The sequence below is a fragment of the Bacillus sp. Brlt_9 genome (assembly GCF_051948935.1).
GTDB lineage: Bacteria > Bacillota > Bacilli > Bacillales > Bacillaceae_G > Bacillus_A.
This window is the reverse complement of the sequence record NZ_JAYJLO010000001.1, coordinates 23,365-38,313: the sequence shown is the minus strand read 5'-3', so window position 1 is coordinate 38,313 and position 14,949 is coordinate 23,365. Positions and strand designations below refer to the sequence as shown.

The window sequence follows — 14,949 nt, the reverse complement described above, 5'->3', positions numbered from 1 at the left end:
ATGATTCAAACTAAGGATATTATCGAACTTACAGACACATACGGAGCAAATAACTATCACCCACTTCCAATCGTTATTTCTAAAGCAGAAGGCGTTTGGGTAGAAGATCCTGAAGGAAACCGCTATATGGACTTATTAAGTGCATATTCTGCAGTAAACCAAGGTCATCGTCACCCAAAAATTATTAACGCTTTAATTGACCAAGCTAATCGTGTTACGTTAACTTCTCGTGCTTTCCATAGCGATCAATTAGGTCCTTGGTACGAAAAAGTTGCGAAACTAACTAATAAAGAAATGGTACTTCCAATGAATACAGGTGCAGAAGCTGTTGAAACTGCAATTAAAACAGCTCGCCGCTGGGCTTATGATGTGAAGAAAGTAGAAGCAAACCGTGCTGAAATTATCGTTTGTGAAGATAACTTCCACGGACGTACGATGGGTGCTGTTTCTATGTCTTCAAACGAAGAGTACAAGCGCGGATTCGGTCCAATGCTTCCTGGTATTATCGTAATTCCTTACGGTGATTTAGAAGCGTTAAAAGCTGCTATTACACCAAACACAGCTGCATTCATTTTAGAGCCAATCCAAGGTGAAGCAGGAATCAACATCCCACCAGCTGGTTACTTAAAAGAAGCTCTTGAAGTATGTAAAAAAGAAAACGTTTTATTTGTAGCAGATGAAATCCAAACAGGTTTAGGCCGTACTGGTAAAGTATTTGCTTGTGACTGGGACAATGTAACTCCTGACATGTACATACTTGGTAAAGCACTTGGCGGCGGCGTATTCCCAATCTCTTGCGTAGCAGCAAACCGCGACATTTTAGGCGTATTCGAGCCAGGTTCTCACGGTTCTACATTCGGTGGTAACCCACTTGCATGTGCTGTTTCTATCGCAGCTCTTGAAGTGTTAGAAGAAGAAAAATTAACAGAGCGTTCTCTTCAATTAGGTGAAAAATTAGTTGGGCAATTAAAAGAGATTGATAACCCAATGATCACTGAAGTTCGTGGTAAAGGTTTATTCATCGGTATCGAATTAAACGAGCCAGCTCGTCCTTACTGTGAACAACTAAAAGCAGCTGGTCTATTATGTAAAGAAACACATGAAAACGTAATTCGTATCGCACCACCTCTAGTAATCTCTGAAGAAGATTTAGAGTGGGCGTTCCAAAAAATTAAAGCAGTATTATCGTAATAATAGAGAGGTTGTCCTACATGTTGGGACAACCTCTTTCTTTTTATATTGATTTATACTAAAATAAAATTGTAATTTTCTGTATTTTAAAATCGTAAAGGAGATTCGATATGTTATTAAGGTATGGCAAACATATTAACTATTTGGCTACATCTTTTCTTTTAGTTACATTCTTTGGCTTCCTACTTTCCGTAACATCGCTTAGTCACTACTCCACTTCTACTACATTCACACTACTGAAAGCATCATTTTGGACTGCTGTTATTCTTACTATCATTGGTTTTGGACGAGAAAAAAGCGCACTTACCGTTATACTATTTGGCATTTGTACACTTGCATTCATTGGTCTTTACACTTTTTCGGTTATCGATTACCTCTATAATCCAAGGCCATAGAAAAGAGCTATCTTCGATAAGATAGCTCTTTTCTCATTTCACGACATTTCGCAAAGTACCAATTCCTTCTACTGTAATGACCACTTCATCACCCGCATGTAAAAACTTCGGTGGTGTGAAACCTTTTCCGACACCAGCTGGCGTTCCTGTTGCGATAATATCTCCTGGTTCTAACGTCATTCCTTTACTTATCGTTGAAATGATTTCTTCTATTGAAAAAATCATTTTATTTGTATTTGAAGTTTGCCTTACTTCCCCATTTACTATCGTTTCAATGTGTAACGCATTTGGCCTACTAACCATTGATTTATGAATTAAATACGGTCCCATTGGACAAAATGTATCGAAACTTTTTCCAAGGAAAAATTGTTTATGCTTCCTTTGAATGTCGCGAGCAGTTATATCATTTATAATGGTGTAACCAAAAACATGCTCAAGTGCTTTTTCTTTTTTTATTTGTTTCCCTCGCTTACCGATGATGATAGCTAGTTCCCCTTCATAGTCTAATTCATTCGTTGCGTGGGGATGACTATTAATTTTTTCATCCATTCCAATAACTGTCGTTGGCGCTTTCGTAAAGATCATTATGTTTTCTGGAATTGACTCTACTCCGCCCATTTCTATCGCATGTTCACGATAGTTTTTTCCAACGCACAAAATATTCTTTCTTGGCCTTGGAATCGGCGCTAATATTTTCACCTCAGTTAACGGATAATATGCGGTTTCCCCATGCTCTTTTGCCCAATGGACAATATCACATATTTTTTCAAAACATTCGGTTCCTCTTTCAATACACTCTAACATTGTAATCGGAATCGTAACCTTTTCCCCTTTTTGTCTTTGCGCTTCTCTTACATGCAATACCTTTTCTTCCTCTTCATCCACAATACCTACAAATACCTTTTCATCTTTTTTCGCCGTTACCAAACGCACTATTTCCACTCTCCATCCTAAAACTCATACCATTTAATTGTATTCGCATCCGTAAGAAAAAAACCTTCTCATGCACGCTAATTTTTACAATATTCTTCTCATATCCTATTCGCTACTGCTTTATATTTGGCATAAAATGTAGAAATTTTACTTTTTTTAGCGAAGGTGTTTCTTTTTTATGGGGTTTTTGTATAATATGTACTACATATATACTAAAAATTTCATTTAGAGATGGAGCCGATTTCAATGTTTGAGCAAGCGATTGAAAAAAAACGTGAAAAAATGATTTATTTTGCTGAACGCTACGGAATGACTTCTCAAAAAACAGTGGATTGTAGCCAAGAACTGGACAGGCTCTTAAATGCAATTTGGCATGTACATACGGATTTTCACCCTAATCAAACACTCGATACACACACACAATAACGTGTGTGTTTCTTTTATTTCAAAAAAATACACATTTTATTGAAAACGCCCATAGAATAGTAGAAAAGAAAATTTTAAAAACGAAAGGTGTTTTGTATGCCAGCTATGGTCGGACATATTCGTATCGTCAATATTGGATCAAGTGGTATTTTTCATATTGGAGATGTATTTGCGATTAGGCCTATTAGTTATTCACGCGCTTTCGCCGGAGCCGGCTCCTTTAATGTTGGAGATAACGTTTCTGTCTACAATTATCAAAGCGCAACAACTGTTAATGATTCAGATGTAGTTGACCAAGCGATAATTGGTTCAACTTAGAGGAGGCGATTGTATTGAATTTTTACGTAAACCAAAGCATCATCATTAACAGCATTAGAATTGATAGCATTACAACCTCTTCTGTATTCCAAATTGGTACTGCTGGAAGTATTAAAGCCCTATCTAAATTCTCAAATACTGGTGGATTTACAGAACCCCTTCGCCCATTACAGGCGAAAGGACAAATTATTTCTATCAAACCATCAACTAGTTCTTCTTAAGACATCCTCGTCATAAATATATAGCAGGAATATATTTACCCTCCCTATTGAAAAGGAGGTTTCACAAATGAATCAAGATATATATACTTACTTACACCAACTTCAACAAGCTCTTCAAATACAACAAGCATCCATCCTGAATTTAGAGGATCAAGTGCGCCAACTACAAGAAGAGCTTAACGAATTAAAAAGTCGCCCCTCCTCTTCTATAGGAAAAGTGGAATACAAATTCGATCAATTAAAAGTAGAAAATTTAAATGGCACTTTAAATATTGGCTTAAATCCATTTTCAACAAAAGGACAGCAAATTGAGGATTTTCAAGTTGATACAGAAACTTTGAAGGTCAATCCTGAAACTGAAACAAATCCAGACTTTTATCAAGGAATCCTTCAAGAAATGCATCGTTACTTAGATGAAGAAGCATATAATCGAATTCTCCATTTTGAACAAGAAGAGAGAACGCCGCTCGATGAAATGTATCGACAAATGATGGTGGATGACATAAAAAAACAGATGGAGCATAGACTTCCTTATTATTTAACACAAGCGCAATCCTATGAAGGGATTTCAACAGATCCAGATTATTTACGAGATATCATTATTCAAGCAATGAAACACGATATTGACAAAGCCTTTCTATCTTTTATTCAACACATACCGGGCAATTTCCGAAAGGAGTAAGTATGTATGAATGTTAACGTTGTAAATCGTGAATTAAAAGTCGGTCAGATTAAAATGAACGGTGTATCATCATCCGCACTCTTTTTAATTGGGGATGCGAACCTCCTCATACTATCTTCTATTCTTGATACACCATTTGAAACTGTTACCGAGGGGCCATTTGTACCATTAGTCACAGATGTCCCTCCTACTCCAGGTTAAGGAGACTGAGAAATTATGTTACATCATGTATCAGTTGTCCAAAATGTTTCGATTATTTCTTTAGGGATTACTGCCGTATTTCAAGTTGGAGATGCAAACCAAATGGAGTTAAAAAGTAGGGCTCTTGCCGTCCACAGAGAAATTCCTTGTTATATAAAAGGCGAAGGTCGCTTCGATGCATTTGAAATATTTACAGATGAACACGTCACCATCCCAACGCGAACGACAGATGTAAAATTAAACATTGTAAATGAATGCCCTTTTATTGAAGTAAACAATGTTGAATTACGATCACTTTTAAATTCTGCTTGCTTTCAAATCGGAAACATTGATTATGGTTTTAATAACTCTCGTATTATGCAAATCCGTCAATATATTACGGATGAACCTTCCGCTCCATAATTCATATAGTAATTAAAAAGCTTAGAAAAGTAGGTGGATGGTATGCCCTCTGTTGTTGGAAATCTTGTCGTTCAAAACAGTAATGGCTCTTTTAATTTAGGGGATTTCTATAACGTATCTCCGAAAGAAAATACGAAAGCTTATAATGGATCTGGCGCTTCCAATGTTGGATTTGTCGTGAATACGTTTAGCGGCGTTAGTGCAACAAATACGTTTGATTCTGATGTGGCGGATCAGGATCAGATTGGAACAGCGTAAAAAAAAAGTAGGAGATATTCTCCTACTTTTTTCTTATTACAATTTCATTTTATTTAAACGATAACCCAGCTTCCTCCAAAGCCTTTCTAAGCTTCGGCATAGATGCAGGACCCATACCATGCAGTTTTAAAATTTCTTTTTCACTATACTTTGAGAGTTCTTCTATTGTGTGAATTCCATGATGCTCTAGCGCATTTCTTGCTGGTGATGAAAGAAGTGAAAGAAATCCTGTTTTAGGTTTCTTTTCTTTCTCGCAAATCGGGCAAGTTGGACAATCACTACTTTTATAGTATTCATGACCTTTTTCACACGTTCTTAACGTTTTTTCCGTTGCCATTTTCAAGTCCCTCTATTCTTCAATTTTTACAACATGATTGCCATCAAAGAAGTATAAGCATTTCTCTTTCACAGGATGTTGTAAGCTTTTCTCAAGTGCCTTTGCATACAACGAAAGCTGTACTTTGTATCGATCTTCTAAAATTGGTTTTGCCTGATCGAATCCGCCTGGGAACTTCCCTTCAATCGTATCCGTTTTAAAGTCGATTAAAGTGATGCCGTCTTCCTCTTCAATCATGCAGTCAATAACCCCTTGGACAAGAATTGATTCTCCGCTCTTCCCTTGCCAATCTTGATATGCTTCTTCTGCTGCAAGCATCATCGTAAATGGTACTTCACGCTCCACACTTTTCGCCGCTAGTACCCTTTTACCTAGGTCACTATCAAAGAATGAAATGACTTTTTCGATGGCTATTTCTTCGGCTTGTTCGAATGTTAATAGTTCTTTATTAACCATGCCACTAATTTGCTCCCGAATCACTTCTTCTGTAATCGGCTTCTTCAAATCAACATGTTGCATGACAGCATGAACTGCTGTACCTCTTTCAGCGTACGTTAATCCTTTTTTCTCCATAAAACGAGGACGCGTTTTAATTGGCGCACGCATTTTTTTAATAAAGGCGTTATCGCTACCTTCTTCAGATTGATAATTTCTCTTTATTTCTGTAACAGATTGCTTCGCACGATGAGATGTCGCTTCCTCATATCCATACTTCCACATTAATCTATCATACACTTCTTCTTTTCGTTCACTTTGCAGGGGAACAGCTTTTTTCTCACGAAGTGCTTCTAGTAATTCTTGTTTCTCTTCTTGAACTGGTTCTGGCGCAAGTAATGTGTTACCGTCAACAACTTCTACTTTCCAGCTCGCACTATATCCATAAATTTCATCCGGAACACTTCCTTGACCTAACTCAAGAAGCATTTCACTATCACGATGTCTATATAATGAAGGTGCAATCCAGTCTAAGTAGCAAGACGCCCCGGCACGTATATGGTCTGGTAATAACCATTCACTATGCTCTCTTGCATCAAGCCATTTTTCCATTTCTTTATTTGCATCCTTAACTGTTCCGATTAAAATTAACTTCTCTTTTGCACGTGTTAACGCTACGTATAATACACGCATTTCTTCCGCGATTAATTCCATTTTCATTTTACGCTTGATCGCTAATTGCGATAATGTCGTATACTTAATTCGTTTACGAGGATCGATAAATTGGGAACCGAACCCGAAGTCTTTATGAAGTAAGAAGCGTTTCATTAAGTCTTGTGTATTAAAACGACGACCAAGTCCAGCTACGAATACAACTGGGAACTCTAGTCCTTTACTTTTATGAATCGTCATAATACGAACGACATCTTCTTGTTCACCTAAAGCTCTCGCCGTACCCATATCGTCACCGCGTTCTAAAATACGCTCAATAAAGCGTAAGAAGCGGAATAATCCTCTAAACGATGTTGCTTCATATTGTCTTGCGCGGTCATAAAGTACACGCAGGTTTGCTTGTCTTTGCTTTCCGGCTGGTAAACCGCCAACAAAGTCGTAATAACCAGTCTCACCGTACACTTTCCAAATTAAATCAGAAAGAGACTGTTGACGCGCGAATTCACGCCATCCTTGCAGTAAGTTATAAAACCACTCTAATTTATCATGTAACTCTTGTTCTTCTTCAAGCGGTTCCCCTTTTAGGAATGAGCTCATTACTTCATAAAACGAACCTTTCTTCCCATGAGCACGAAGCGTTGCAAGTTCTTCATCATTTAATCCAACGATTGGTGAACGAAGCACAGCTGCAAGCGGAATATCTTGCATCGGATTATCGATCACTCGGAAGACGTTCATCATAATATTTACTTCTGTCGCTTCAAAGTAACCAGTCGCAAGATCAGCGTATACTGGAATTCCTTGCAGTTTTAACTCTTCCATAATTTGCGGCGCCCATGGCATGGAGCGAAGCAAAATAACGAAGTCTCGATATTGTACAGGGCGCATACTATTCGTTTTACGGTCATACACTTCATAACCTGAATCAACCATCGCTTTAATGCGCTGCGCCATAAGGCGAGCTTCAAGCTGGGCTTTTTCGACTTCTGCACCTTCTTCTCCGTCTATTACTTCTTCTTCCGTTTGCTGAATGCATAGTAGTTCCGCCGCTACATCTTCACCTTCTGGATAGGTAGCACCTAACTTCAATTCAGCGTCAGCATCGTAGTCGATTTCTCCGACTTCTTCGCCCATAATTTGTTTGAAGATAAAGTTCGTACCTGCTAACACTTCATGACGACTACGGAAGTTTTTTGCCAAATCAATCTTCATTCCGCCGCCTAATCCTTCTTGCGTGAAGCGTTTATACTTTCCTAGGAATAAGCCTGGTTCTGCTAGTCGGAAACGATAAATCGACTGCTTTACGTCACCAACCATGAATAAGTTTCCTTCCCTCTCAGAATCTTTCGTTACGAATTTAATAATCGATTCTTGTACGAAGTTCGTATCTTGATATTCATCGACTAGTACTTCAGCAAATTTATTGCGATATTGAAGCGCTACTGCAGATGGCTTCATTTCACCATTTTCACTTTGTTCACTTAAAATTTGTAAACAGAAATGCTCTAAATCTGTGAAATCGACCATCCCTTTATCACGCTTCATCGCTTGGAAACGCTCTGTAAATACTTTTACAAGTTGCACGAGTTTTTCTAACACTGGATGCATATCTTGAAAATCTCGTAAGAAACTTTCAGGTTTGCGGCTAAATAACTCTTCTTGTAATTTCTTCACTTCATCTTTCGCTTTATTACGAAGAGAGTCTACTTGTTTTACAACATCCTCGTTGTAATCACTTTTCTTAATACGCTTTAACGTTTGCCACGATACGTTTTGCATCGCTTCATACACGCTTGTCCACGATTCACAAGCTGCTGACGATAACGTTCCAAGTAAAACTGCATCAGCTTGCAAGGTTTCAACGCGAGGCGCTGGACCGTCAGGAAGCATTGCGAGTTCCGTCGCTTTACGAATATGCTGTTCCGCTGTTTCAAGCTGGAATTTCACATCTTCTAATAAGTAAGACGCGTACACTAAATCTTCAATTGTCTTTCCTTCTACGTCGTATGCTTCTACTAATTTATCGAGCCATTTTTCCGGATTTGGATGCGCTCTTGATTCTGTATGCAGCGCTAAAATCATACGCTGTAAGTCATCATCGCTACGGTCACTCGTATAACGATCAACGAGTTCAAAGAATATCGTATTATCTTCAATTCCATACTCTTCTTCTAATATGTCATCTAGCACTTCTTCTTTTAATAATTCATTTTCCGTTTGATTCGCAATACGGAAACGAGGATCAACATCAAGCATGTAATAGTATCCTCTAATAACTTGTAAACAAAATGAATGGATTGTCGAAATAGAAGCTTTATTTAATAAGCTAAGCTGCTTTCTTACGTGCTGCGACCCTGGCTCATCAATTAATACTTTTTCTAACGCTTCCCCAATTCTGTTTTTCATCTCTTGCGCCGCTGCATTCGTAAATGTTACAACGAGCAGGCGGTCGACATCGACTGGGTTTTCTTCACTTATAATCTTTTTAATAATACGTTCAACTAATACTGCTGTTTTCCCTGATCCAGCTGCTGCTGCGACTAAAATATCACGTCCGTTCGCTACAACGGCTTTCCACTGGTCATCTGTCCACTGACTACCTTCTGGTTTTTTAGGCCAATTTTCAATCATTCTCCGCCAACCTCCTCTCTAATTTTCTCCATCGCTTCGCTATCTTTCATATCTTTTAACGTACGGAATTGATTATCTTCAAGTGATTCATCGAACTGACAAACAGATTTGAAGTTACAGAACGTACATGCCGCTTTATTCCCTTTTTTGTAAGGAGCAATATCGATCACGCCTTCTGTAATGTCTTTTCCGATATTTTCAAACGTATGGTGTACGTATTTTTGCAATACGTTAAACTCTTGTTCACTTGCAACGCTTGAACGCGCACTAAAGCTACCGTCTTTTTTCAGACCAGCAGAAATAATATCTGAGCTTCCTGTTGAAAGTTTGTTATCCATTAAACGAACAACGTCAGCGTCTCCTAGTACGAGCCCTTTCATTTTGAATTTCTTTAAAATTTCTTTCTCAATTTCTGCTTCAGATGCGTCACCTTTCATCTCAACGATCGGGTTATGAATATGGAAGTACAGTACACCAGCCGGTGATGCCGTGCCACCTTTTTTCATCCACGTATGTGCATTTGAAGTAACAACATCTAAATACGTTAACATTTGAAGTGCTAATCCGTAATACACTTCCGTTAAATCTAACGCCTTTGAGCTTGATTTATAGTCAATAATACGGAGGAACGTCCCGTTTTCATCTTCTGCCTTATCAACACGATCAATACGGCCGACAACTTCCATCTTCACACCATTTGGTAATGAGAATTCCATTGGCGGAAGCGATCCTGTACCGCCCATACCGAATGGTACTTCTAAATCAACTGGTACGAAACCACTTGATTTCGCGTGCTCACGAAGAATGATTGACGTACGGAAAATGATTTGTTGTAGTTTTTGTTTTAAATAGAAATGACGATTTGAACTTAATAAAATTTGTCTTTGTAATAACGGTGCAATCTCTTCTATTACTACAGCCGAAAGATGCTCACACTCTTTTATTGATAAATCTGCCCAAGTACGGTTTTCACGTAATAGCCTGTCTGCAATTCTCTTCAGCGCTGCATGGAATAGTTCTCCAATATCTGGCGCATCAAGTTTGAAAATATCACGCTCTCTTAATGCTAAACCGTGCTGCGCGAAATGAGCGTACGCACAACGGTTAAATAATTCCATACGAGAGACGCTTCCTTTTATTTTGTCTCCGTATAAATCTCTACTTACAACTGTACTTAGCTTTTGCGCACGATTTCGGTAGAATAAGCTTGATAATACGCGGCTACTTTTTTGCTTCCATTCATCTGAAGTAACGTAGAAGTTATATACATCCCACCAAAAATCTAAATTCCCTTCAAATCCGTATCGCTTCCACGTTTGAAGTTGCTGCATAACGTAAGATAACGTTACTTCTGGCGTTGCTACGTATGAGATTTGTTCCGAACGGGATAAATCATTTACGTCATTCGTAATAAATGTATCTTTCACATCAGGGAACATTCTTTTTATTTTCTTAATAAAGCTAGAAGCAAGTAACGTCTTCCCTTCCTCATCTGCTAGCGGACAAGAAATGTATAATTTCTCAGTTGCTCTCGTTACCATTTGGTACATAACGAACTGTTCTTCTAATAAAGTTTGTCTCGTCGTTGGTGCGAGTTCAATACCTGCGGCGCTAAGAACATCTCTTTCCTCATCAGAAAGCATACCTTCATCCATCGGTGCTGCTGGAATCACACCTTCATTCACGCCAATGACAAATGTTGCTTTCACATTTGATAATCTTGAACGATCAATATTCGCAATTAACACTTGGTCTAATGACGGCGGAATGTTGGCGAATTGAAGCGCCTCAAGACCTGTAGACATAACGTCTGTGAACATAGAAAGTGACATTTTTTCTTCGCCAAGCATCTCTACGAACGTATCAAGAAGACTCATTACTTCTTCCCATACTTGTTCATGATCTGTCGCAAATAAGAAATCTCCACTCTCTTCTGCACGAATACGTAATGCTTCTAGTTTTTTCGGAACGTCAAGCTCTTCTAAAAATAAGTAAACAGCTTCGCACATTTGCATAACTGTTCCCGCACGCTTCAGTCTTTTTTGCATACGAATAACTGGCGTTCTTACAACGTCACGCAATCGATTTATTTTCTCTTCCATTTCACGTTCACTGTCTGTAATCATCCCGTCCGTATCGTCAAGAGAACGATAGCGGCGATACATCCACGGATCTTCAGAAGTCCATCTCTTCCCTTGTACACCGTACGCTAAACAGTAGTTTTCAAACTCATCCATCTCTTCACGCATCGTTTCTTTTCTTACGTCTAATGGATATAAAAGCTCTGTTTTCACGCAGCGAAACACTGCATCATAACGCCAATTCCCGCTAATAATCTCGAGTGCAGAACGAATACATTCTACTAGCGGATGATGTGACATCGGGCGTTTTTCATCGATGAAATGCGGGATATTATAATCTGTAAATAGCGTTCGCATTACATCGTAATAACTTTCCCCGTTACGAAGAAGAACCGCGATATCTCGGTAACGATAGTCTTCATCTGCCACAAGTCTACGAATTTCACGCGCAACGCCTTCTACTTCAGCTCGTAAATTCGCTGCTGTACGAATCGTTACACTTGTTTCTCCGTGAAACTTTTCATTTGGACGAGCTTCGTAATGCGTTTCTAAATGCGCTAATGATTGCGAATGAAAACGCGGTTGTTCCATAAGTGGAATCGTTTTTTCAATTTCTATCTTCTCTTCACGTGCTACTTGTTTTATTTTTTCATACGTTAACGTCGTTTCATAAAATAAATCTAGTTCATTTACTGGCTGCGCTAACGTTTTTTCATCTAGTGTTAACGTAATTGTAACTCTCGCGCCGCAAATCATAAGCTGTCTTACAATTTCTAGCTCTTGCGGTGAAAACGAATGGAAGCCATCTATATAAATTTCAGCTCCCTTTACATATTCAGACTGTGGAAGCTTTTCGACTAGTAATTGCAAATAGTCTTCTGAATCTAAATACTTTCCGATTAAAGCACGTTCAAAATCATCATATAGTAGTTGTAAATCATACACTTTATTCGCTAATAGCTTTTGCTCGGCACTGCTACTATGTGCATCTAATTGTTGCCACATTTCATATACGTTAGATGGCGTCACATTGTAACGTTTAAACTCCGCAATCATACTACCAAGATGTTCAAAAAAACCGTTTTGCTCCGCTGCTTTTTGGAACACTGATAATCCATCTTTACGAGACTCTACAATTTTACGAAGTAACATATGTACGCCCGCTTCATCAATGTGAAGGCGACTCGCTCCGCCAACTTCTTGCAGTACCTTCCACGCTAATCGTGAAAAACTAAAAACTTGTGCCCGAATAGAACCTCTAACATCCTCACTACCAATTAACGCCTGCTGCGTTTGGAATGTCATCTGTTCTGGCACAAGATATAATATTGTTTCCCCTCTTGGACGTTGCTTTAACTCTTCTTGCACTTCGTGTAAACAAAGTGTACTTTTTCCACTTCCCGCTCTACCAATCACAAATCGAAGTGACATGTAACCCCACCTTTCACTTACATAACGAACGTTAGTTTGCTACTATAATTGTATTATAGGACACGAAAAAAGACAAACGGAGTAGTTTGTCTTTTTCTATACTTCTACCTATTATATCAACCTTTTGAAAAATTCGTTTGCACCTCTTGAATTGGCCAATATCGTAAATCAACTTTACCGACAACTGTATCAGCTTTTACAAATCCAAAGTGTCTACTATCCCAGCTCCCCAGGCGGTTATCGCCCACTACAAAAATATATCCAGGTGGCACCGATTTTTCTTTCGTTAACTCTTCTAGTTTAAAATCACCTGTTAGTTGTCGTCCATTTATCTCTTTCTTATACGTTTCTAAATAAGGTTCATCCACGAATTGTCCGTTTATATATAATTTATCATGCTTATATTCAATTTGATCTCCGGGTAAACCGATAATTCGTTTTACGTAGTCCTCTTTTTTATTCGCATGAAACACAACAACATCAAACCTGTTCAAGTCCCCCACTTGATAACTCACCTTATTTACAACGAGCATATTGCCATCTTGCAATGTCGGCATCATTGACTTCCCCTCTACAACGTACGTCGAAAAGAAAAACGTTCGAAAAAATACAGCTAATAATACACCAATTAAAATTGTTCGTATCCACTCTATGCCTTCTTTTTTCAAAGTTTTCTTCATTCGCTTCTCCCCTTATCCTTTAATAATGAAGCCTGCAATTGCAAAGAAGACTATTCTTAATGTAGTTCTAACTTTACTTCAATTTTCTTACCGACATACCATAAAATAAAAATACCAATTGCTACAATAACTGATTTCACCGGATTATGAATAAATGACATTAAATCATGGCCGATATACGTTAAAATAAAAATCATCACAAGCTTTCCGAACGCAAGCGCAAGGCCAAACTGTTTTACACTAATGCGTGATAGACCCGCGACAACATTTATAAGCGCAGACGGTGTAAACGGAAAACAAAATATGACGAAAATCGGCGCGAAACCTTTTCTTTCAATCCATCCCATAGCCTTTCGCACTCTCTCATGCTTATTTACAAAAGAAAAAAAACGACTTCGGCCAAAATGGCGGATAATGAAAAAGACAAGTAAGGCACCCATTACTGATCCAAGCCAAGAATAAAGAAAGCCGAGCCAAAATCCAAATGCAACAGCATTCGCCAATACAAATACGATGAGTGGCAATGCCGGTATCAACGCTTCTATCATCGGTAAACCAATACCAAGCAGTGGTCCGAAAGCTTTATAACTTTCAACAATATGATCCATATTTTCTGGTGAAAAATACTCTTTGATTGTCTGAAAATCCATTCTACACTTTACCCCTTTACTCTAAGTACTACCTCTACTGTATCATTGCCTATATGAAAGAGGAAATGGTAGATACGACATATGGAGATGTAATTATTAAGTTTCCATATCTTTCATGAGAATTCCTTCATTATTATGCTATGATAATCTATCAATATTCGACAGGATATGAAGTTAATTTAGACAACGTACCCAGATTATCAATCAATGGTTATTATAAAAAAGAAGAAAATACAGAAATTTATATTTTGAATTTTTAGAATTTTTTACGAAGCTTACAGCGTGATGGTATATAATAAAATCAAAAAGGATGAGTTCCCCCATCCTTTTCCTCTCAAACATCCTCTTCTTTAACAAAATACACTTTCTCATAAGCTGGTCTTAATGTCGATTCATCCCTTTGATCAATCTCTTTAAAACAAGGGTTCCCTTGTTTTTTTCTACGATCTTCATATTCAGTACGCAATTTTGCTGTACGATTTTGTTGATTTTCAAAACTACTTTTTGATATTTCTAATTTCACAGCAAAGCCATTTATAAATCTAACAATGACATTTCCATCTTTTAACTCTTTATTACTTTCAATATAAAAATGAGATAACCAAGCGCACTCTTTTCTAGAGTATGAATAAGTAGGAAAAAAATAAAGTTGATCTGTCGGACTAATCGCAATCGGTGCTTTATGTGTAATATGAGTTAATTCTTTCGTTCCTTCTTTTCTACCTAAGAAACTAGAGCCATGCTTGCGGCAACTTCTCTCTATAATATCTAGAGGCTTTTGAAATACGAAAAAAGAATCTTCCATCTCAACAACTCGTGTAACAATTTTCTTCTCACTTAGAATAACTGGAAGTAAGGCCATTGTATTTTTATTTACCACATAGTTTTCGACATAGCGTTCTACTTTACTTTCCATATTCTACTGTCTCTCCTTTTTCCATTTATATTAGCAGCTGCATATATAATTTTAGCATCTATGAAAAGGAAACGGTTTACAAATTCCGC

The 14,949-nt window shown here is 38.0% G+C and carries 16 protein-coding genes; 9 read left to right on the top strand and 7 right to left on the bottom strand.

Annotation, left to right across the window (positions count from 1 at the left end; all coding sequences use genetic code 11):
* Both rocD and VF726_RS00195 read left to right on the top strand, forming a co-directional pair.
* Nucleotides 1-1,191: an ornithine aminotransferase gene (rocD, locus tag VF726_RS00200; protein WP_000616654.1), complete on the top strand. Its 1,191-nt coding sequence runs from the start codon at nucleotides 1-3 to the stop codon at nucleotides 1,189-1,191.
* Between the two features lie 110 nt (nucleotides 1,192-1,301).
* The gene (locus VF726_RS00195) at nucleotides 1,302-1,586 is read left to right on the top strand and encodes a hypothetical protein (protein WP_440164957.1); all 285 of its coding nucleotides are present in this window, start codon (nucleotides 1,302-1,304) and stop codon (nucleotides 1,584-1,586) included.
* Nucleotides 1,587-1,619: 33 nt separating this feature from the next.
* Here the strand turns inward: VF726_RS00195 and VF726_RS00190 are convergent, their stop codons facing one another.
* Nucleotides 1,620-2,519: a fumarylacetoacetate hydrolase family protein gene (locus VF726_RS00190; RefSeq protein WP_440164955.1), complete on the bottom strand. Its 900-nt coding sequence runs from the start codon at nucleotides 2,517-2,519 to the stop codon at nucleotides 1,620-1,622.
* 246 nt (nucleotides 2,520-2,765) lie between these two features.
* Here VF726_RS00190 and VF726_RS00185 point away from each other — a divergent pair, with 246 nt between their 5' ends.
* The 7 genes from VF726_RS00185 to gerPF all read left to right on the top strand — a co-directional run bounded on the left by VF726_RS00185 (nucleotide 2,766) and on the right by gerPF (nucleotide 5,027).
* Entirely contained in the window at nucleotides 2,766-2,945 is a 180-nt protein-coding gene (locus VF726_RS00185; RefSeq protein WP_000462840.1) for an aspartyl-phosphate phosphatase Spo0E family protein, read from the top strand.
* A 96-nt stretch (nucleotides 2,946-3,041) separates the two neighbouring features.
* Complete coding sequence (gerPA, locus tag VF726_RS00180; RefSeq protein ID WP_001111188.1) at nucleotides 3,042-3,263, top strand: spore germination protein GerPA; 222 nt, start codon at nucleotides 3,042-3,044, stop codon at nucleotides 3,261-3,263.
* Between the two features lie 14 nt (nucleotides 3,264-3,277).
* Complete coding sequence (gerPB, locus tag VF726_RS00175) at nucleotides 3,278-3,484, top strand: spore germination protein GerPB (protein WP_087957704.1); 207 nt, start codon at nucleotides 3,278-3,280, stop codon at nucleotides 3,482-3,484.
* A gap of 67 nt (nucleotides 3,485-3,551) precedes the next feature.
* A complete protein-coding gene (gene gerPC / locus VF726_RS00170; RefSeq protein WP_440164952.1) occupies nucleotides 3,552-4,166 on the top strand; it encodes a spore germination protein GerPC in 615 nt (204 codons plus the stop codon).
* 6 nt (nucleotides 4,167-4,172) lie between these two features.
* A complete protein-coding gene (gerPD, locus tag VF726_RS00165) occupies nucleotides 4,173-4,367 on the top strand; it encodes a spore germination protein GerPD (protein ID WP_001102342.1) in 195 nt (64 codons plus the stop codon).
* Between the two features lie 15 nt (nucleotides 4,368-4,382).
* Nucleotides 4,383-4,769 carry a spore germination protein GerPE gene (locus VF726_RS00160; RefSeq protein ID WP_440164949.1) on the top strand — a complete coding sequence of 129 codons (387 nt, stop codon included), beginning with the start codon at nucleotides 4,383-4,385 and terminating at the stop codon, nucleotides 4,767-4,769.
* Nucleotides 4,770-4,811: 42 nt separating this feature from the next.
* Nucleotides 4,812-5,027, top strand: a complete 216-nt coding sequence (gene gerPF / locus VF726_RS00155) for a spore germination protein GerPF (protein ID WP_001141570.1) — start codon at nucleotides 4,812-4,814, stop codon at nucleotides 5,025-5,027.
* A gap of 49 nt (nucleotides 5,028-5,076) precedes the next feature.
* Here the strand turns inward: gerPF and VF726_RS00150 are convergent, their stop codons facing one another.
* From VF726_RS00150 to VF726_RS00125, 6 genes are all read right to left on the bottom strand, one after another.
* Nucleotides 5,077-5,364 carry an RNA polymerase alpha subunit C-terminal domain-containing protein gene (locus VF726_RS00150; RefSeq protein WP_440164947.1) on the bottom strand — a complete coding sequence of 96 codons (288 nt, stop codon included), beginning with the start codon at nucleotides 5,362-5,364 and terminating at the stop codon, nucleotides 5,077-5,079.
* Nucleotides 5,365-5,376: 12 nt separating this feature from the next.
* The gene (gene addA, locus VF726_RS00145; RefSeq protein ID WP_440164944.1) at nucleotides 5,377-9,102 is read right to left on the bottom strand and encodes a helicase-exonuclease AddAB subunit AddA; all 3,726 of its coding nucleotides are present in this window, start codon (nucleotides 9,100-9,102) and stop codon (nucleotides 5,377-5,379) included.
* Nucleotides 9,099-12,614 carry a helicase-exonuclease AddAB subunit AddB gene (gene addB / locus VF726_RS00140; RefSeq protein WP_440164942.1) on the bottom strand — a complete coding sequence of 1,172 codons (3,516 nt, stop codon included), beginning with the start codon at nucleotides 12,612-12,614 and terminating at the stop codon, nucleotides 9,099-9,101. Before addB ends, addA begins: the two co-directional genes overlap by 4 nt.
* Nucleotides 12,615-12,730: 116 nt before the next feature.
* Nucleotides 12,731-13,294, bottom strand: coding sequence for a signal peptidase I (lepB, locus tag VF726_RS00135; RefSeq protein WP_048567025.1), 564 nt, complete (start codon nucleotides 13,292-13,294; stop codon nucleotides 12,731-12,733).
* A gap of 56 nt (nucleotides 13,295-13,350) precedes the next feature.
* Entirely contained in the window at nucleotides 13,351-13,944 is a 594-nt protein-coding gene (locus tag VF726_RS00130; protein WP_000347517.1) for a TVP38/TMEM64 family protein, read from the bottom strand.
* Nucleotides 13,945-14,278: 334 nt separating this feature from the next.
* A complete protein-coding gene (locus tag VF726_RS00125; protein WP_440164938.1) occupies nucleotides 14,279-14,860 on the bottom strand; it encodes a competence protein ComK in 582 nt (193 codons plus the stop codon).
* Between the last annotated feature and the right edge of the window lie 89 nt (nucleotides 14,861-14,949).